Below are 19,991 nucleotides of genomic sequence, written 5' to 3' on the forward strand. Positions count from 1 at the left end.
TTACGCGGTGCCGTGGTGGTCATGGCTGGGGCTCTTGCGAATCTTGAAGGGGTGGGTTCTACTGCCTCGGCCCAGCGCATGGCTGGGCTTGAGCGTACCAGGCCGTTTTCTTAATCCTAATTCCACAGACTGGAGTGGACCTGGTGCGAATTTCGCTATCACTCGCTGTTATTGGCAAAGCTGTTAGTTGCGCGGGGCGTTGATAAAATCTCTCATTTTTACCCATGCTTCTTCCTCGGCATTGATCGCCTCATCGAGCTCTTTCCAGTCCGGCTGAAACGTTACGGATAGCAGCTCTACCTTACGGCGAGTGCTTAACCAATGCTCCCTTAGTGGCTGGTATTGCTTATCCCAGAATTTGTATGGGCGCACATCAGGTGATGACACCTTGGTTAATGCCCAGTGCATCACAGTATTATCCCGCCGTTCGGAATCGTCCCATTTGACCGTGACGGGATACCCGCTTCCGGCTGTCGTATTACTACTGGTAAAGCCCTCGCTTCTTGCCTCCGTCACAGTCCCAAGGCCAAACAGCTTGTGATCCACTCGGTCGCCTTCAGAGATTAATTGTTCTTGCATCATGCATCTGCTCCAAAGTAGTAAGCCTTCGCCATTCTGCGCGTATCGCTTTCTCCTTGGCTATTCAAAGAGTGCTTGGACGCAGGCCAGCACATCGTCAATCGCTACCTCAGGAGCCCACTCGATTCGCTTGGCGCTACGGGCCTCAAGGTCAACGGTGCGTATCTGCTTTCCTACCTATTGTCGGTCACACCAGCCGCGACCAGTAAGTTCGCGTCAGTTAAACTGATCACTGCCTTTGCCGCTCCCAAGCAAAATACGGGGCCGTTTGGGTGTCCGTCCTCTATCCTTGCTTCCGAAAAGCTTTCAGGGCAGAACGACACTTCGTCGATCTTGATGATCCCCGCGCTCTTGTAGATCGTTACTGTGCTTACCATAAATACCTCTTTTCCGTGGTTCAGTTGTGTTTACCAAGGCCGGTCAGCTTCATGCCCCGTTGCTGGTTCACCAGTTGGAGCTGCTGCTCGTCGAACGCATTCAGCTCAAAGCGTAGCATTCCATAACTCCACTCGTTCTTTACATGCGTTGAAATCATCCACCAGGTGCTTTTTGTCGTCTGGAAGCACAACGATCCCTCCTTGATTGTATTTCTGTGTCTGATAAATCAGATCTATCTGTTCCTTGCTTGCTTGGCTGACTTTTACTTTACTCACGATTTTGAGTAATTCGCACGGCACAGAAGCAGGTGTCAGGTAATACTCATCGCGATAAGGTGTGCCCGTCAGTTGCTCATATTCCTCAAGAGCTTCGAGATAAATACTGTTCATAAAACCTTCCTTCTAAAGAGTGCTCTTGGGCGCTATTAACGCACCGATTCTAGACATGGCCATGTGCCCTTGTCACGTTCGCAGAGCAATCGCAGAGGCCCACCAACAGCACGACGCCATTCAGATGTCGCACCTATTCAGAAACCGACATCTGAGAGACACCTCCAATACCTATCATCCCGCTTTAGCTTTTATCGCGAACATAGTACCGCTGCCGGTCACTTATCGACAGTATTAGCCGATACGTTCATACCTTCAAATAAGTCGTGATAAAATAGGTTATCAAGACTTTTTAACAGGGTTCGCCGTATGTCGATTTTTGAGCCGCTGCGCGACCTTTTTCGTTGACGTGCGGCAAAAATCCCTGAATGACGCAACTGCACGCGTGTACCTGGTCAATCGCCGGCAAGAATCCCCCCGGGGCAACTATGTGTTTCCCGGTACCGATTACCTGGACGATATCGAGGTCGATGGCCATCGCGTTGGCCAAGTCGATTACGGCATCAATCTCCTCGGCGATCGGCTGTACATCAACATGCTGGAAATCAACCCTACGCATCAGCGACTGGGTCTCGGCCTAGGTGTGCTGTGGAACCTGTGGCGCACGCACCAAGTGCCGATTGTGCTGCTGTATCAATACACCTCATCCGATGGGTTCTGGTACCGGGCGCACCGACGGTTTGCAGCGGCCGGCGCCGAAACCCGAGCATGAACGCTTGATACGGGAGCTCCGGAATGGCCCCAGATTAGGGCGCGCTTCGAAACCTGGAAAGACCTATGAACTCGCTGATCCACCACGCCAACCCCAGCGAACGTCGATTGAGCGTCGTCGAGTTCCAGGAGCTGGCCGAAGCCAATATCGACAATCCGCGCACCCGCCGCGCCTATCAAAACGACCTGGAAGACTTCTCGACTTTGTAGGCCTCACCGGCGCCGAGGAATGCCGCGCGGTCACCCACGCGCACGTGCTGGCCTGGCGCGCCCAGTTGGAAACCCGTGGCCTGGCAGGGGCCACCATCCGTCGCAAACTGGCGGCACTGGCCAGCCTGTTCGATCACCTTCTGGAGAATAGCGCCGTTGCCGGCGGCAACCCCGTGCACGACGTTAAACGGCCTAAGATCGAAACCAACGAGGGCAAGACGCCAGCCCTCGGGGATGACGAGGCTAAATTGCTGCTGACGGCCCCGGCTGGCTGGACGCTCAAGGGCGTGCGTGACCGCGCGATTTTAGCCGTGCTGCCGTACCACGGCCTACGTCGCGAAGCTGATGACCAGCGACCTACAGGACTGTCGCGGAATCAAGCACCTGCAGGTGAAAGGGAAAGGCACTAAAACTCGCTATTTACCATTGCACCCGGTCGCGGCCTAGCGCATCCATGCGTACTTGGAACGCGACATCACCCGCGAACCGGGCAATGTCCCGCTGTTTCGCTCGATCCGCGGTCGCACCATCGGTACCGGGATCTGCGCCGATGGCATCTATGAGGTGGTTGCGCAGTGGGCCAAGGCGGCGGGCATCCACGTCTACGGGGGTTTCAGGTGAGCCCTCAAGCGCGTAGTTGTTCACGCGGTTTTAGCCAGCGGGCACCGGGAAACCACACAGCCATCGTTGCATCTGAATGACCCTACCAATCATTTATAAACAACATACTGATTTATATAAGTATTGTACTGCTAACATTTTCCCGTGTTTTTGGCCTAGGTTATAGGCTTGATTGACAGGTTTTGGAGTCAAGTATGGTTATGTGCGCCCTCAACCAAGCAGACTTTGTACGAAGAACACCCGGTGTTCTGCTCCCTTCAACCGATGCTTCAGCACCTCTTTAGTACAGAGGGCTATCGTAAGCAGCCTTGACATCCCCTACGGTAGGAAACGTAGATCGCTAGACTTAAGGTTGATTTTTTTGAAGTCAGATTTCAAATCTAGGCGCTCAATAAAAACCCGCGCCTCATGTAAAGGCGGGGCTTTTTCAGTTTTTCCTTACCTGGTATCACAGCGCCGATTCAAAGCCACACGCGTGGCCTCCTCGCTGCGCAGGCGTTGGCGGTGACGCCAGAACACCACAATTAGCACTAATACCAGCCCCCCTCCCCCCCACAGCACATACGGCATAGCCTTGATCAACAGTGGCGCGTCCCCGCCGCGACGTATACTGCCCACGTCTGCCGGGCTGACACTCAGCGCCGGGTTGCCAAAGGTGTGCAGGCTGTAGTTGGCGATGGCAGCAATTTGCGCGTCATTCAGGTCACCGCCCAGCGCTGGCATGCTGACCGCCGCATCAGCGCCCTCGCGGTCGATACCGGCAATGATCGCCATTACCAGGTTGTTGGCCTGGTTGCCGTTCAGCGCGCTGTTGAGGCTCAGGGACGGATAGAACGCATCCGAGGTGCCCTGCCCATCGCGACCGTGGCAACTGGAGCACGCCGAGTTGTAGAGCCGTGCGCCATCGTGCCGCTGGCGTCGGCCAGTGAGGCTTGATAACCCTGGCCGGTTTCCAGGGTGCTCATGTCCACCGGCTTGACCTCACGCACCACCCGCTCGGTCTGCTGCGGATCGCGGAACGGCGGGACCGTGCGCAAGTAGGCGGCCATGGCGTGCAGGTCGCTGTTACTGAGGTGGCGGAAGCTGTTTTCCACCGCCTCGGCCATGCCGCCGCCAGCTTGGGCCTTGTCGGTCAGGTGACCGTTTTTTAGGAAGTCGACCAGGTCGTCATCGCTCCAGCCGCCCAGGCCGCTGACCTTGTCCTAGGTGATGTTGGGCGCCACCCAACCGCCCAGCTTCGCTCCGGCCAGGTACTGGCTGTTGTCTTCGGCCATCAGGACGTTGCGCGGCGTATGGCAGGCTTCACAGTGGGCCAGGTTGTCCACCAGATATTGGCCACGGTTGACCTGTTCGCTGGCGCCTGGCTTGCGCACAAAGCCCTGGCTGTCGAGAAATACCAGGTTCCAGCCGAACATCAATTGGCGGATGTTAAAGGGGAACGCCAACTTCGTTTCCGGCACCGGCTGGTCCACCGGTTTGACACCCTGTTGCAGGTACACATACAGCGCGTGGATGTCCTGATCGCTCATGCCCTGATAGGACGTATACGGCATCGCCGGGTACAGGTGCTGGCCCTTGGCGTTGACGCCTTTGCGCAAGGCATCCGCCAGTTGCTGCTCGGTGTAGTCGCCTATGCCATAGGCCTTGGACGGCGTGATGTTGCTGGAGATGATCTTGCCCATGGGCGAGTCGATCACATAGCCACCAGCCATTTCCGGACCGCCGTTTTCAGCGGTACGGTGACAGGCTACGCAATCCCCGGCCCGTGCAACATAAGCCCCTTGCTCGATCAGCGCCGCATTGTCTTCAGCGGCGAAGGCCGGCAGTGAGGCCGCCAACAGTGCCAGTAATGGAAATTTCAGTAATCCCATGACCTAGACCTCCCGCGCAATGATGTCGGCCATACGGATACTCAACGCCACACCCGCGAGGGTCGGGTTGATCGTGCCGGACGCCGGAATCACCCCGGTGGTGGCGAGGAACAGGTTGCCGTGGTCGTGGGTACGGCACTCGTGGTTGACCACCGAGTCCTTGGGGTCGGTACCCATGATTACCGTGCCCATCAGGTGGTCGCGGTTCTGGTAGCCGGTGTTATCTTCTACCACGGTGCCGCCCATCAGACGCACAAAGTGGGCGTAGTCTTCATCGACGTCCCCTTGGCGGCCTTGACGTAATCCCCCACGTCGTAATTGACCACCAGCATCGGAATGCCGAGGGCGTCCTTGCGGGTACGGCTCGGGCGTACGGTGTTAGTGGGCAGCGGCAGGGTTTCGTAGACGGTGGACACGTCGACCCAGCGTGCCGCGTCGTGGCGGATACGCTCGTCCAGTTCTTTGCCGTAGACGCCCTCGGCGATCAGTCGTTTAGCCACAGCCATGTTGGGCACATTGTTGGAGATCAAGTGCTTGACCGAGGCCCGTTCCTTGCGGAACTCACCGTCACGCCGGTTGAAGATCCCACCCTGCTGCACCGCCCCTCGTCCCGGCCACAACGGCTCGTCGGCGAGAAACTGCAGGCCCATGCCCGTGTGGTCCATCAGGTTGCGCCCGACCTGGTCGGAGGAGTTGGCCACCTCGGAAATCAGCAGCAACTTGGGGGTTTCCAGGCCATGGGCGGCGACCACAAAATACTTGGCCGTGAGCCGCACATCGCCACCGGTGGAGCTGCGGTAATGGACGGCGACGATCTTGTCGTCCGCGCCCTTTTCCAGTTTGTAGGCGGTGGCGTCGGTAAGCAGCTTGGCTCCGGCCTGTTCAGCATGACGAGCATGAACGTCGCCGCTGTACATCGCGCCGATGGGGCACACCGGCATGCAATTGTTATTGCCACTGCACTCCGGGCGACCGTCGTAAGGTTCGGTGGCACGTCCATTGGGTTCATGAATGAAGTGATAACCGGCTGGTGACATCCGTGCCCGCAGGCGCTGGAACAGGTAGGTGTCGCCTTCCGGTGCCATCGGATGAGGAGCGGATCGCGGCGGGAAAGCACCGCCGCCCTGCCCGCTCTGGTCCTGGGTGTCGTTGCCACACACACCCAAGGCGATTTCCGCCCTGACGTAATAGGGTTCCAGCTCGCTGTACTCCAGCGGCCAGTCACGACCGACGCCATACAGCGTCTTCAACTTCATATCGTTAGGCAAATAACGCCAGCAGGCCGCCGCCCAGTGCCAAGTAGTACCGCCCACCAGTTTCAACATGCCGGGGCGAAATTCGAAAGAGCCGGTGTTCTCAATATATTACTCATCATAAGAATGATGATCCCGCGGCTCATTGGGATACGGTGAGTTGTAATTGCTCTTGTTTGACGAGTTACGATAGTTCTCAACGATCTTCCAGCGGGGAATATGCTCACCCGCTTCCAGAATAATCACTGACTTGCCGTGTTTGGCCAATTCAAAAGCAGCATTACTGCCTAAAGCGCCGGAGCCAACCACGATGACATCGGCGTCATAATCCTGATTCATAAAAATGCCTTGTCTTAGTCGTTGGCCAGCCTGGCCGGAGGATCAACCCAGTAATTGGTTTTTCCACGGGAATAGATCGGGATCACCGTGGCATCACGGGTTGGCTCATAGGCCAGAGCACCGGTAAAGGTCACCAGCCGCGTGTTGTCCGTGGCACGCCAGGAAACCGGGGTGCCGGTGTAGCGCCCAGGTACCAGGCCGAAACGATTTTTTGCACGGTGTCTTTAACCACTGGATCGCGATAGAGCGGGCTACCGGACAACTGACTGACGCTGTGCAATTGCTGTTGGCCGAGGTTGCTCCACAGCGCTTTTATCTTGTCCGGGAATTGGGGATCGTTCTGTGTGCACTGGGCCAGAATCCGCAGGGACAAGGTGGCGTCCAGGGTCTGGCGTTCGGTGAGGAACATCGATAACTGACGGAAGGACTCAACATCGTCACTGGATGCGCCGCGAACCTCCTGCGCCAGCACAGAGCCCGCCCACAAAGGGGCGAACAGGCCGGCGCCGGTTAAGGCTGCACTTGAATAAAGGAGTTTTCTTCTGGTAATCACGGGGTATCTCCACATGAGTCGAGCAATGATCGGCGGATAGACCAATTCCGACCTCACTGCAAAAGTCTAATTATTTTGTTCACTGAAGTTGATCGGACTTTACGCGTTTTTATAACTGCCTGGATAACGTCAAGCTGCCGGGCAGCTCGCTAATAACAAGAATTAGAATTAAGACAAAAATATAAAGTATTTTGCCGAACCATCCTACAGTAGTGCATCTCGCATTCAAATCAAAAATTAGCTACCCATATAGCCGACGATGGGAGACGCCGTGCACAGCCCAACTAGTTCTTCATGAGTTGCACGCGGACCATCATCATCGATGTGAGAGGGATGAATCAAGCGCCCTCGACGCTCCTGTATCTATGGATAACCGACGATATCGACACGCTGACGGGGCATCAACGGGCATCCCAAAGGGCCATTTTTACAGGGTTGCTGGGGGGGGGTTGGGCTGCAACCAGAGCGGCCAATACGTGCTCATAGGCTTCTTACTCTATAACGGAAAAAAAGTACTTTATAGCGCGCATTTTTTTCCACGAACACCCGCCCACCAACTGCTATTATTCTTTTCATCCCGTTAGTGCAGTGAAGGCTTTAGACAATCTCAATGGACAGGTTTCTGCTATGGGCTCATAAATATATCCTACAAATGCTTTATTGCAATGAGCAATTGATTGAGCTTGCAAAAGTCGTTGAGTGCGATGTATGCAGCGCTACTAATGACGCTTGATCTATTGCTCAATGGACAACGGCAAAAAAAGATCTGAAAAACAACCTCAGCATCGCTCCTCGGCCAATCGTCGGAAAAAACAATGGATATACCAAGCAAACCCCGTTAACTCAAAGGTATTTTCGGCCCCCTTTAAAGTATATTTTAACTAGATCATCTTTGTAGTACCGAGCTATCAAGGGTGCGCCTAAATTTTAATGGGCAAGGTCAGTTTTTTCTCGCCCCCAGAAATATCTGCACCAATTTCCCTGTGATCAATATCAATAGTAGAACAACCTTCATGACAGGCGGCTTAGTATCTAATACGATTATATGATGCTCAGGTGAAGAGCGAGCCAGCGAGTTGATGAGGCGTGAGACCTGATGGGTGTTTCGCAAAAATATATGCATACTTTTGTGAAACCTAAAGAGCTTTTAGATATGAACTCAAGTTATTACCACCTACTGGCTCTCGCCAAGTTTCTTAAACAGGAACCATTATTGCAAAATGCAATTTTCTCTATCAACCAGCAAAACTTGCAAGAAGGTGAATCACTTTATTCATTAAGACTGGGTTATCTTGAAGACGCTTTTGAAGCAGCAGCTGCACATCAGGGTATAGGTTCGTGGGAGCTTGAGTTGAAAGTGTTGTCAGACTCTCCTAGGGATCTGGAGAAAAAGCTCTTGGATTCCCATAAGGAAATAGCGAAAATGGTGTGCATGCCTTGGGATGACTACTGCAAATTACAAGGACTGGTTAAATAACTCCGAAGATTAGCAGGTTAATATTTCCACTCCTGTTTTTAGCAAGCCTGCAAGGAGAGTAAAACAGCCCATATAATGCTGCCATGGCACAAAGAAATTCAGAATGAATCAGCGATTTTTTCGCAATGCATGCCACAAACTTTTTCTATAGATTGAAAGCTTGAAAAGCAAAGCCCTGTATAGGCACCTCATTACATTACGACTTAAGACATTTTAAACTTTATGTGATCAGTCGGCAAGCAACCCGACTTACTTAGAAAAAATAGATCCAAGGTCTATTGCGAAGTCACTCAATATCTACTTTCATTTCAATTGGTGAACACTGTGCTTAGCAAACGCTTAAAACAAGAGATATTGACTCTTCGCGAAGAGCTGTCCTGCTTCCAGTTAGTTAAGGAAAGCCTGGAGAGAGAGAGGCTTGCATTGCACCTTAACTCCGAAGGGCGGATCGAATCTGTCAACTCTAATTTCACGAGTGAAATGTTATATGAAGGCAATGATTTAGTAGGCCGCCCCCTCGAAGAGTTAGTACCAACTTATCTCAAACATGATGAGTTCCACCAGCGTCTTCGTAACGCCTTAAGCCGTGGAGAGCATTTTTCAGGTGTCGTTCGCCTACTCCGGGGTAACGACCAAGAAGCTTGGTTACGCTCAATTGTGCAGCCAGTAAGAACATCCGATGGTCGAATCAAGCATTTTTCGATGTACTCAAGCGACCTGACGCGTACGATCGAAACTTCTCGTGAGCACGAAAACTTGATCGGCGCGTTAGCGCGCTCTACGGCATTCATCGAGTTTGATCTCAACGGTAATGTGCTGACAGCCAATGAAAGGTTTCTCAGTCAGATGGGTTATAGCTTGGCGCAGATTATCGGTAAGCACCACCGTCTATTTTGCGAACCTGAAGAGTACAACAGCCTAGCCTACCAAACGTTTTGGAAACGCTTGAATTCAGGAGAATTCGTTTCCGACCGTTTTAAGCGTATCGACAGTCATGGTCGTGCGGTGTGGTTGGAAGCCTCATATAATCCTATAACAGATGCAAATAAAAAGCTCTATAAAGTAGTTAAGTTCGCAACCGTTATTACCGAACAAGTAAGACAGGAGCATGCAGTGACGGAGGCGGCCAATATCGCCTATAGCACATCATTACAAACCGACAACAGTGCCCAGCGTGGTACGGCTGTAGTGACCCAGGCGGTGGAGGTGATGCGCAATCTGGCAAAACACATGAATCAGGCAAGCGAGGGTATTGAGGCGCTGAGTGAACAATCACTGATTATTGGTTCTATAGTCAAAACTATCAACAGTATTGCTGAGCAAACGAACTTATTGGCACTTAACGCGGCTATAGAAGCAGCCCGTGCGGGTGAGCGAGGGCGTGGTTTTGCTGTTGTCGCTGATGAGGTCCGACAGCTGGCATCACGAACCAGCAAGGCGACTGACGAAATCGTCGGTGTAGTCCGTCAGAATCAAGACATGGCACGTGATGCTGTCGCTCTGATGACCAGCAGTAAGCTCCAGGCCGAGCAAGGCCTGGCGCTGGCCGCTGAAACCGGTACGGTGATTGTAGAGATTCAGGATGGCGCACAGAAAGTGGTCAATGCCGTAGGCCAATTTGCCAGTCATCTGGCGACGTAAGCTCGTGACACTCTCGAGCATGCTTAACCTGTACGACAGCCCCGCGATTCTTTATCCGAACACAAATAATCTCTGTTTGGCACACGAAACCAAATGTTATTTAAATTGTTAATGGCTGTGCGGAGCTGTGATGAGCAATATGTGGAATATAGACAGTTGGTTTGTCGACTCTTCGTTAGATGGGATGTATTTACATGGCAGCCACCAATTTGGATTGGTTTGTCTATCCATCATAATCGCCGTTTTTTCGTCCTGCATGGCGCTGCAAACCGTTCATATCGCTCGAGGCTCTGATCTGAACCTGCATCGACAAATTGCCATTGGCACGGGCTCAATCGCATTGGGCGGTGGGATCTGGACGATGCATTTCATCGGTATGCTGTCGTTTGAACTGTGCGCCACCGTCAGATATGACCCGGCCCTTACAATGCTATCCATATTACCCGGTTGGGCTGCGTCTTGGATTGCGTTACAAATCATCTCCCGCACTCACGTGACCAAATGGCAGTTGGTTCTGGGGGGTATTTTAGTCGGGCTGGGCATTGGCGCTATGCACTACAGTGGTATGGCCGCGATGAAAATGGGGCCGTTGCTACGTTATGATCTTGGCATGTTCTCGACCTCCATTCTGGTTGCAATCGGACTGGCCACTCTTGCTTTATGGATTCGGTTTGGATTGTATCAGACAACGCTTAGCCCCCTTTCGCGGTTACTCATCAGTGGCGGTGTCATGGGCTTTGCGATCTCTGGCATGCACTACACTGGCATGGCTGCTGCACGGTTTATTGGTGTGCCTGAGGAGGCAGAGAAAGTCATACTTCTTGATACCACGCTTGTCTCATTTGCCTTATCCTCTTTTACAATTACTGTGACCGTGCTTGTTACTGCAACAAACGGACTTATGCGTTATCGTCAGCTGTTTTTGAAAATGGAGGAAAGTGACTCAAGTATTCGTGCCATTGTCGCCACCGCAATCGATGGCATTATAACGATTAATAGTCATGGTATCGTTCAAGCGTTTAACCAATCGGCTGAGCGTTTATTTGGCTACCTGGCTCATGAGGTTATTGGCAGAAATATTAATATGCTTATGCCATATCCTGACCGATCTCAACATGACAGCTACATTACCAACTACTTAACTTCTGGAATACCCAAGATTATTGGCTCAGGGAGAGAGGTATCCGGGTTGCGCAAGGATGGTAGTTTAATGCCGATGCGGCTCGCTGTTGGAAAAGTTGACTTGCCGGGTGAGCCATTGTTCGTAGGGTTTGTGACGGACATTACCGAACATAGAGAGTTAGAGTTCTCGCTCCGGGAAACCGCTGCGCGCGCGGAGCAGGCGGCCTTGGCGAAGACGGTATTTCTCGCAAACATGAGCCATGAAATTCGGACACCAATGAATGCAATTATAGGATTCACCGAGTTGTTGCTCAAAGGTGACTTAACGAGCCTGCAACGCACCCATCTGAATACCGTATGTCAATCATCGCGTTCATTGTTGAGCCTGCTCAACGACATTCTTGACACCACCAAGTTGGAAAAAGGGTCTGTTGAATTGGAGATTATTGACTTCTCGTTGAAGGAGCTCGCATCTCAAGTAGTCGCCTCTCTGAGCTTGACGGCCTCGGCCAAGGGGCTGCTCTTGATGTCGGACTATCCCGACGACATGGATGAATACTTCAAAGGCGATCCTTTACGTATCCGGCAGGTACTAGTCAATTTAATCAGTAATGCAATCAAGTTCACCGTACAAGGAACGGTGACCTTGGAGTTTTACCCTCACTACGACAAGATTCATGTTTTAGTGAAAGACACGGGCATTGGAATGTCGAGTCAACAGTTAGAAAGTATTTTTGATCCCTTTATTCAAGCCGATGTCTCCATCAGTCGACGTTTTGGCGGTACGGGATTAGGTACTACCATCTCGCGACAGCTGGTGGAGTTGATGGGAGGGAATATTCAGGTCGATAGCGAACTGGGAAAAGGGAGTGTCTTCCATATTTTCTTGCCTCTACAGAAGGGTAGCAAGCCATCAGAGATGCATGCATTGGATACCACTACATCACAACTACCGGCACTCAAGATTCTGGTCGCTGATGATGTCCCCCAAAACGTCGAGCTAGTGGCTTTAACGTTACAGGATAGAGGGCATCAGGTCTCAGTCGCAAAAGACGGTCTGGAAGCCCTTGAGAAATTTATGCTGCAGCGTTTTGACGTTGTCCTAATGGATGTACACATGCCTCTGGTTGACGGGTTGGAAGCGACACGACGCATTCGTGATTACGAGCATGCTCACAATCTTGCACCAACGCCGATCATTGCCTTGACCGCGAGTGTTATGGAATCCGATAAGAACGCAGCACGGGCAGCAGGAATGAATGGTTTTGCCGTCAAACCACTGGAGGTTGCCAGGCTTTTGGCTGAAATGGCTCGTGTGCTAGAGATCAATACGTCGTTGCCCACCTCCGACAATGCCGAAACCACTAATCAACAAGTGCTGATTGACTGGCATGCCGGCCTTAGGCTTTGGGGTGATATGTCGCGACTGACGCGCGCCATCAAAAGCTTTCTAGCGGACGTGTTCACTCACCACCCCTTACTAGGAGGTACAACCGAGCAAATTGATTGGGTGGCCGCTGCAGCCAGCCTGCATGGTATTCGTGGTGCCGCGAGTAATCTCGCGCTGGTCAGGACAGCCGAGTTGGCGGCAAAAATGGAAGAGCAAATTCGTGAGGGGAGGCATGTGGGCATAAATCCTTTATTCGAGAGCCTGCGTCAAACATTAGTGTCAGTGTCTAATGAACTTAGCCTAACCAGGCCGGCGGCGAGTAGTCCCACTTTTCCAAGCGATACCCTTTCGCAGACCGAGGTCTTGGCGCATATCCAGCTGTTAGTCACCTGTCTGGAGCGAAATGAATTGGATGATCAATCACTACAGGCAGTTTGCGCTCACCTGCACGCGTCGAGTGAACATACAGTGGCCAACGCACTGTTCAACGCCTTTGATACCTTTGATTTTGACCGCGCTAAAATGCAGCTACAACAACTGCTTCACGCATTGAGTAAGGAAGTGAAATGAGACCAATGACTGAACCCAGGCCGACCTTACTCTTGGTTGATGATGAGCCGACTAATCTTCAAGTTTTGCGACATACACTTCAGGAAGACTATCGTCTTCTTTTTGCAAAGGATGGAAGTAAGGCGCTGGCATTAGCGCATAGCGAACAACCCGACCTAATTCTATTGGATATCATGATGCCCGAAATGTCCGGTTACGAGGTGTGTAAAACATTAAAGCAGAGTTTAGCGACAATGCGCATCCCTGTCATTTTTGTGACAGCACTGGCCGAGGAGTCCAATGAACAAAAGGGCTTCGATCTTGGAGCGGTAGACTATATTTCCAAACCCTTCAGTCCTGGTATCGTTAAAGCCCGGGTCCGAACTCACCTTTCTCTGGTTCAGACCGAGACACTACGCAGCACTCGCCTGCATATTGTTCAATGCCTAGGCATTGCGGCGGAATACAAGGACAACGAAACGGGTATGCACATCATGCGCATGAGTCATTACGCCAAGGAGCTTGCGTTGGCGTCTAACTATAGTCCTAAGGATGCCGAGGAGTTGCTACATGCTGCACCGATGCATGATGTCGGGAAAATCGGTATACCTGACGTGGTGCTGCAAAAGCCTGGAAAATTGACCGCCGACGAATGGCAGGTGATGCGTCAGCACCCAGAGATTGGCGCTAAAATCATCGGCGACCACCCATCAGGGTTACTGAAAATGGCCCATGTAATTGCTCTGTGTCACCACGAGAGATGGGACGGTACGGGTTACCCGAACGGGCTACGGGGCGATGCTATTCCCCATGCGGCAAGGATTGTCGCCATCGTGGATGTTTTCGATGCCTTAACAAGTGCCCGTCCTTATAAACCCGCTTGGCCATTAGATGATGCATTGGCATTGATTCGTGCTGAAAGCGGAAAGCACTTTGATCCTGATTTAGTTAATTTATTTATGAGTTCATTGCCTGGCATCTTGGCCATCAAAGAACAATGGCCTGACGCAGAGACTGATATTCTCCAGCATGAAGAATAAAGATTTAAATAATTATTAGTCGCCACTACGAATAGACTAATCGTTTAGCGCTCAGCGATCTTTACACGGCGCTTAGTAAGACTCTAAAAATGACTTCCTAATTTGACAGAATCACCGAACGCCAATCGCCGAGTTTTTTTCAATCATTAAGCAGATATTTTTCTCCCGCGCAGGGTACGCCGGCAAGCACAGTCAGGCCGTCCCTAACAGATGCAGATACTTTTAGGCGTCAAACCATTTTAGGCCAAGCAATAAATAACTTAGTGGTGCTCAGTTATGGACATTTGAACCAATAGCAAATTAAGACTCAATAACTCTCAACCAGAAAGATCGACATTGCTCGATCAGCATAGAGGTTTCCATGCGCCAAAACTTACCCATTACTGGTCGTGGTCTGGATTTGCCACGGGATGCAAATATTTTGTCCACTACTACCCCGCAAAGCCACATTACCTACGTTAACCCTGACTTCATTAAGATCAGTGGCTTTACCGAGGATGAGCTACTTGGGCAGCCTCATAATATCGTCAGGCACCCTGACATGCCCCCACCTGCGTTCGAGCATATGTGGGCTACGTTAAAAGCAGGGCGCTCATGGATGGGGCTGGTGAAGAATCGCTGTAAGAATGGCGATCACTATTGGGTCAGTGCTTTCGTCACTCCTATTACGAAAAATGGTTCAACGGTTGAGTTCCAGTCTGTGCGAACTAAGCCTGAGCCTGAGCATGTCCAAGCAGCTGAATACCTATACGCCCAGATGAGAAAGGGAAAAACGTTTGCCGGTAAGTGGTCGATCGGGCTGAGGCTGAAACTGACTATGATGTTATGGGCGAGCATTTCTGTCACTATTATCGGGGCAAGCTTTATTACTGCCTCTTCTATTGATAACTCGATACTTACAATTTTGCTCTCTGGCGGGCTGAGCTCAATTGTAGTAGCAACTCTACTATCTCCACTAAAACGTCTTACGCGCATGACCAGCGATATTGCAGATAATCCTTTGAGTCAACGGCTTTATACAGGGCGAAGCGACGAGTTTGGTCAAATTGAGTTTGCTCTGCGGATGATGCAAGCTGAAACTGGTGCCGTTATTGGGCGTATCGGTGACGCCTCAAATCGACTCGGCGAACATGCCAACAGCCTTCTTCGTGACATCGAGTCAAGCAATACACTTAATGCTGAACAACAAGCCGAAACCGAGCAGATTGCCACAGCTGTCAATCAGATGGCCGTCAGCATCCAGACAGTTTCCAACAATGCGCAGTATGCAGCGGAAGCCGCTGGAGTAGCTGATAGCGAGACATCATCAGGACAGCGCTTAGTTGCGTTCACCTGTCAATCCATTACTCACCTTGAAGTAGGGATCCGAGAAGCCGGCCAGGTTATTCATACCCTTGAAGGTCAAAGCAGTGAGATCTCAAAGGTGCTGGATGTTATTCGCGGAATAGCCGATCAGACTAACTTGTTAGCTTTGAATGCTGCCATTGAGGCCGCACGAGCCGGTGAGCAAGGGCGAGGTTTTGCCGTTGTAGCAGATGAGGTTCGCAGCCTTGCAGCGCGTACCCAGCGATCAACGACAGATATTCAAAGTATGATTAGTGCACTGCAAGAGAGTGCCCGCTCCGCAGTTAGTGTTATGGAGCAAAGTAGCGAGCAAGCACATTCTAGTGTCAGTCGCGCGCAAGAGGCGGCTACGGCACTTGACGGTATTGGATTGCGCGTAAAGGAAATCACCGACATGAATACACAGATAGCTACCGCCGTCGAGCAGCAAGGGGCAGTGAGTGAGGATATCAACCGCAGTGTTAACAGCATTAGTGGCAATTCCAGCATTAACGTCCAAACAGGCCAAAGCAATCTTAAAAGTGCTGCATCTGTTGCGGGGCTATCCAGTGCACTAAGTGAATTGGCTCGGCAGTTCTGGGAGAAACGACACTAGTGCGCAGACTAACTAATAAAGCTCTTTACAGGCTAAACAAGGGCTAATATCTATTTAGTCAATAACGCCCATTATTGATGATACTGCTCATGACATCTAAGTAGTGACCCAGCCCGTGCTCCTCAGCGAGTGGCAAGTGATGTAACGGGAAAATAAACACGGGCATATTTAAAGTCACCTCTAGTATGCTGCCTCTGAAATAAAGCTCTAAGCTGAGCTATGCTTCTGTGGTCAGCAAGTGCTTGGAGTGATTAAATGAACTCTCAGTACATCGTGCTAGGTGAAGACGAACAAATTGCAGTGAGTCGGCGCATAAGATCAACCATGATCAGTCAGCGTGACGGTCGTCGGTGCGGGTGATTTTGCCAGCCGCACGAGGTTGTTCTCGTAACGAGATCGCCCAGTTGATCGGTCTCTCCGTTGTTTCAGTCACCCGCTGGTGCAAGCGTTTTCAAGAGCTGTGTCTACAAGGCTTGATGGATCTGCCCGGACGAGGTCGCAAGCCACCCCTACCGGCTGAAGCGTTGGAACAGCCCCTTGAGCAAGTCACTCAACCGCCTATAGGCCAGCCTCGCTGGAGCTGTCGAAGCATGGCACGAGTTGCCGGTATCTCACCGGCCAGCGTCCAGCGTATATGGGCCGCCAACGACGGCTGGCCAGCATTTCGTGCACATCACACAGACTCAACAGGCGCGATCAGGAAACACGTCCCTCCTACAGGAGGAGTATCTCAATGGCTTCAAGTTCGCTCTTTAGGAACACTCCTTGTGGCTACAGAGTTGACATCAGTACTCCACTTCAATAGTGGGCGAGCGGGCCGCCTCCAATAAACTCGACTCATTACCCCAGCTCCATGAATGGAGAACTTTGAGCGAACTCATGCTTAAACCGCGATCAGCTCTCCCTCGCCCCAACTCGGCTGATTTCCGCTTGGCGTATATCGCCCAGCGTGGCGCATCCAGCGCTTGCCATAGTGATTTTCAGTTCATCCAGATAGAGGCTGTAAGTATGCTCGGCACCCGACTTACCACCTAGGGCTGTACCATAGAGAAAGCCTCTGCCTATCATCACCGCATCTGCACCGAGTGCCAGAGCCTTGAAGATATCACTACCGCGTCGTATGCCACTGTCCATGATGATGGTCATCTGCCCCTTGACAGCGGCACACAATGCATCAAGCGCATCTATGGGGGAGATGGCACTGTCTAGGTTTCTCGAACCGTGATTGGACACTATGATACCGTCCACCCCATGCTCGACGGCTTTCAATGCGTCGTCTGGATGCAGTATTCCTTTGAGCACCAGTTGCCCCTTCCACAAGTCACGAATCGTTTTTATCAAATCCCAACTTAGGTTGGAGTTATGATGCACCTCAGGCGACTTCCCACCTCTGATGAGCGTAGTACGATATTCATCCGGGTAGTTGGCAAAACGCGGAACACCCGCATCCATCAGATATTTAACCAGTACGTTCAATAGCCAGCTCGGATGGGTCGCGACATCAGCAATCAGTTTCGGAGATATTTTGAAGGGCATACCCATTCCGTTTCGGGTGTTGTACTCACGGTTGGGGGCAACCGGGGTGTCTATGGTGACGACTAGTGTTTGGACCCCCAACGCTTGCACGCGCCTGATCAGTTCATGGGACAGTTGTTCATTTTCCCAGACATACAGCTGGAACCAGATGTGCTCAGATGATGTGCCCCGGACAATGTCATCGATGGATGTCATAGCCTCCGTAGCCGCGCAGAAGGGTATCCCACTGGCCTGAGCTGCCTGTGCCAAGGCGATCTCACCTTTGTGCCATACCAGGCCGGCACAAGCGGTCGGCGCCACGACAATAGGCGCGGAGTAACGCTTTCCAAACAGAGTCGTGGTGGTGTCCCGGATACTTCCTGCCGTCAACACATGAGGGGTTATTTTCAAACAAGCTAATGACTGATGGGTGTCCCGCAGGCTGTTCTCATCCTCAGTACCTCGGTCGATATATTCGAAAATACTTGAGGGCAGCCTAGATCTTGCCGCACGGCGCAGATCGTGAAAATTCAAAGCGTTGTACATGCAGCCCCCTTATTCAATTAACTTGGACACTTGGAGAACAAATACGCCTCAAGAGCAGTAGCTGCGCTGCTGACTCAAAATCAGTTGCTTAGCCGCACTCCACGTTCGCTGGATGATTTCTGCTGAGCTGTCGTCAGCAAATTGAGCGGCGGTCAAGCGACGGACCTCTTCACAAGGGAACGACAGCTTCGCCCCCCCGCCCATAGCGAGAACTTGTGCCTGACACGCGCGCTCCAGGAAATAAACTTCATGAAATGCCTCAGCGCAGTCGCTTCCTGCGGTCAACAGGCCATGATTTCTGAGGATCATAGCCTTGTGTGGGCCGAGGTCGCTGACCAATCGGTCTCTCTCGCTTTCGTGCAGCGCAATACCCTCGTACTGGTGATAGGCCAGTTTTCCGTAGAATTTCAGGGCATGCTGGCTGATGGGAAGCAAACCGTCTTCCTGTGAAGATACCGCCATGCCCGCCGCGGTGTGGGTGTGCACGACACAGTGGAGGTCATGCCGCGCTCCGTGAATGGCGGAGTGAATGATAAAACCTGCCTGATTGATGTCGGCCGGGTTGATCCCCGGAGTTACGGGCACGCCGTCATAGTCGATCACCACCAGATCCGATGCCCGCATGTGTTCGAACAGCACTCCGTACTTATTGATCAGGAAGTGGTCGGCGGAACCAGGCACGCGTAAGCTGATATGGGTGTCGATCAGGTCGGTCATCCTGAAGTGAGCCATCAGCCGGTACAAGGCTGCGAGCTCACAGCGAGCATCCCACTCGGGGTCATCATAAGCATCAGTATTAGCCATTAATCGCCCCTGCCTACTCTGCCGCTTGGTTTTTGAGGTGGCCGAAACTGGAGGGTTTGCGTGAGCGATCCGGCAATGTCAGGGTACCTTGCGCGACCTTTTTTACCAGGTACTGATAGGTCTGCAGCGCTTGCGACCACATGTGCTCTCCGATCGCCAGAGTGTCATACCTGGCTGCACTGCTGGCATCCTTCGCAAACTGTCGCAGGGGAGTGATCTGGGTGTGATAATCGCACGCGTAGAACAGCGGGAAAGAGTAGCGTTCTTGCGCAACCTTGCGAACCCGGTGCGCCGTGGCGACGAATGCACCAGCAGTCATCACTTCGAGCATGTCGCCAATATTCACCACGAAGGCATCGTCCACGGGAGGGGCATCAATCCAATCACCGTTATCGTTCATGACCTCCAGACCGGGTTGATCCGCCAGCAGGATGGTGAAACATTCGTAGTCGGTGTGCGCGCCGATACCGGGGGCATCGTGGGCCTGACTATCGAACGGATAATGTATGAGGCGCAGTTTAGACGGTGGGCAGGTTACGAACTGCGCGAAATGATCTTCCGGCAACCCCAGCGCCAGCGCGAATCCAGTAAACAATTTGGAGCCCAAGGCGAATACAGCTTGGTAATAGTCGCTCACGCGTGGCTTGAAGCCCGCCAGCGTTGGCCAGTCGTTGCTGCCTATTAGCGGGGTGCCAGCCTGCACTAGCGGGTGATTGTCCGGGGCTGGAAAGCCAACGTCAAACGCTTCCTTGTGGTCTGGCCTAGCGTTCTTGGAATAGACTTCTTCGCCTTCCGGCACATACCCTTTGTGGGTCTTCGAGGTGCCGATGTAGTATTCCATCTTGCTCGCCATGTCCTGCGCGAAGAAGTCTTTGGCGGCATCACGCAAGTTCTGGATGAGCGTCGGAGCGATGTCGTGCCCCTTGATGTACAGGAAGCCGACATTGCGAGCCGCCTCACCAAGCTCAGCGGCGACCTTCATGCGGTCGGCGAGATTGGCACTGTACAAACCACTGATATCGACAACGGGGATGCGGGTGAAATTCTTTGAGCTCATAGCTAGC

15 protein-coding genes and 5 pseudogenes are annotated in these 19,991 nt (G+C 52.2%); 9 read left to right on the plus strand and 11 right to left on the minus strand.

Annotation, left to right across the window (positions count from 1 at the left end; all coding sequences use genetic code 11):
* Positions 1-183 precede the first annotated feature (183 nt).
* Both DK871_RS03325 and DK871_RS03330 read right to left on the minus strand, forming a co-directional pair.
* Entirely contained in the window at positions 184-582 is a 399-nt protein-coding gene (locus DK871_RS03325; protein ID WP_161903964.1) for a hypothetical protein, read from the minus strand.
* 479 nt (positions 583-1,061) lie between these two features.
* Complete coding sequence (locus tag DK871_RS03330; protein WP_161903965.1) at positions 1,062-1,346, minus strand: hypothetical protein; 285 nt, start codon at positions 1,344-1,346, stop codon at positions 1,062-1,064.
* 385 nt (positions 1,347-1,731) lie between these two features.
* Between DK871_RS03330 and DK871_RS03335 the strand changes: the two genes are divergently transcribed.
* Together DK871_RS03335 and DK871_RS03340 are read left to right on the plus strand one after the other, a co-directional pair.
* Positions 1,732-2,058 (plus strand): hypothetical protein, encoded by a 327-nt coding sequence (locus tag DK871_RS03335; RefSeq protein WP_256677360.1) that lies wholly within the window; start codon positions 1,732-1,734, stop codon positions 2,056-2,058.
* Between the two features lie 65 nt (positions 2,059-2,123).
* A pseudogene (locus DK871_RS03340) lies at positions 2,124-2,888 on the plus strand (tyrosine-type recombinase/integrase).
* Positions 2,889-3,326: 438 nt separating this feature from the next.
* On the opposite strand, the pseudogene DK871_RS28895 reads toward DK871_RS03340, so the two are convergent.
* From DK871_RS28895 to DK871_RS28735, 6 genes and pseudogenes are all read right to left on the minus strand, one after another.
* Positions 3,327-3,737, minus strand: a pseudogene (locus DK871_RS28895) (c-type cytochrome); the annotation flags it as partial.
* Positions 3,707-3,982 (minus strand): hypothetical protein, encoded by a 276-nt coding sequence (locus tag DK871_RS28900; protein ID WP_256677361.1) that lies wholly within the window; start codon positions 3,980-3,982, stop codon positions 3,707-3,709. The gene DK871_RS28900 and the pseudogene DK871_RS28895, both read right to left, overlap by 31 nt.
* A 108-nt stretch (positions 3,983-4,090) precedes the next feature.
* The gene (locus tag DK871_RS28905; protein WP_256677362.1) at positions 4,091-4,759 is read right to left on the minus strand and encodes a cytochrome c; all 669 of its coding nucleotides are present in this window, start codon (positions 4,757-4,759) and stop codon (positions 4,091-4,093) included.
* Positions 4,760-4,762: 3 nt separating this feature from the next.
* Positions 4,763-6,351, minus strand: a pseudogene (locus tag DK871_RS03350) (GMC family oxidoreductase).
* A gap of 14 nt (positions 6,352-6,365) precedes the next feature.
* Positions 6,366-6,485, minus strand: a complete 120-nt coding sequence (locus DK871_RS29590) for a sugar dehydrogenase complex small subunit (protein ID WP_375139722.1) — start codon at positions 6,483-6,485, stop codon at positions 6,366-6,368.
* On the minus strand, positions 6,482-6,904 hold the full coding sequence (locus DK871_RS28735) for a sorbitol dehydrogenase family protein (protein ID WP_218581291.1): 423 nt from the start codon (positions 6,902-6,904) through the stop codon (positions 6,482-6,484). The genes DK871_RS29590 and DK871_RS28735 overlap by 4 nt, the downstream gene beginning before the upstream one ends.
* A gap of 1,096 nt (positions 6,905-8,000) precedes the next feature.
* Between DK871_RS28735 and DK871_RS03360 the strand changes: the two genes are divergently transcribed.
* The 7 genes and pseudogenes from DK871_RS03360 to DK871_RS03385 form a co-directional block, all read left to right on the plus strand.
* A complete protein-coding gene (locus DK871_RS03360; RefSeq protein WP_161903966.1) occupies positions 8,001-8,381 on the plus strand; it encodes a DUF6388 family protein in 381 nt (126 codons plus the stop codon).
* A gap of 324 nt (positions 8,382-8,705) precedes the next feature.
* The gene (locus tag DK871_RS03365; RefSeq protein ID WP_161903967.1) at positions 8,706-10,022 is read left to right on the plus strand and encodes a methyl-accepting chemotaxis protein; all 1,317 of its coding nucleotides are present in this window, start codon (positions 8,706-8,708) and stop codon (positions 10,020-10,022) included.
* A gap of 130 nt (positions 10,023-10,152) precedes the next feature.
* Complete coding sequence (locus DK871_RS03370; RefSeq protein WP_218581293.1) at positions 10,153-13,104, plus strand: MHYT domain-containing protein; 2,952 nt, start codon at positions 10,153-10,155, stop codon at positions 13,102-13,104.
* A 5-nt stretch (positions 13,105-13,109) separates the two neighbouring features.
* On the plus strand, positions 13,110-14,123 hold the full coding sequence (locus DK871_RS03375) for an HD domain-containing phosphohydrolase (protein WP_218581301.1): 1,014 nt from the start codon (positions 13,110-13,112) through the stop codon (positions 14,121-14,123).
* A gap of 361 nt (positions 14,124-14,484) precedes the next feature.
* Positions 14,485-14,766 (plus strand): annotated as a pseudogene (locus tag DK871_RS29595) (PAS domain-containing protein); the annotation flags it as partial.
* 204 nt (positions 14,767-14,970) lie between these two features.
* Positions 14,971-16,062 (plus strand): methyl-accepting chemotaxis protein, encoded by a 1,092-nt coding sequence (locus DK871_RS03380; protein ID WP_375139725.1) that lies wholly within the window; start codon positions 14,971-14,973, stop codon positions 16,060-16,062.
* 255 nt (positions 16,063-16,317) lie between these two features.
* Positions 16,318-16,712, plus strand: a pseudogene (locus tag DK871_RS03385) (helix-turn-helix domain-containing protein); the annotation flags it as partial.
* A 244-nt stretch (positions 16,713-16,956) separates the two neighbouring features.
* Here DK871_RS03385 and DK871_RS03390 read toward each other — a convergent pair.
* Genes DK871_RS03390 through DK871_RS03400 form a run of 3 tightly spaced genes read right to left on the minus strand, consistent with a single transcriptional unit; the run spans position 16,957 to position 19,984 of the window.
* Positions 16,957-18,123 carry an alpha-hydroxy acid oxidase gene (locus DK871_RS03390; RefSeq protein WP_161903970.1) on the minus strand — a complete coding sequence of 389 codons (1,167 nt, stop codon included), beginning with the start codon at positions 18,121-18,123 and terminating at the stop codon, positions 16,957-16,959.
* A gap of 48 nt (positions 18,124-18,171) precedes the next feature.
* The gene (locus DK871_RS03395; protein WP_161903971.1) at positions 18,172-18,927 is read right to left on the minus strand and encodes a class II aldolase/adducin family protein; all 756 of its coding nucleotides are present in this window, start codon (positions 18,925-18,927) and stop codon (positions 18,172-18,174) included.
* A gap of 13 nt (positions 18,928-18,940) precedes the next feature.
* A complete protein-coding gene (locus tag DK871_RS03400; protein ID WP_161903972.1) occupies positions 18,941-19,984 on the minus strand; it encodes an isopenicillin N synthase family oxygenase in 1,044 nt (347 codons plus the stop codon).
* Positions 19,985-19,991 lie beyond the last annotated feature (7 nt).

It is taken from the genome of Pseudomonas sp. L13, assembly GCF_009935965.1.
Classification (GTDB): Bacteria; Pseudomonadota; Gammaproteobacteria; order Pseudomonadales; family Pseudomonadaceae; genus Aquipseudomonas; species Aquipseudomonas lactis.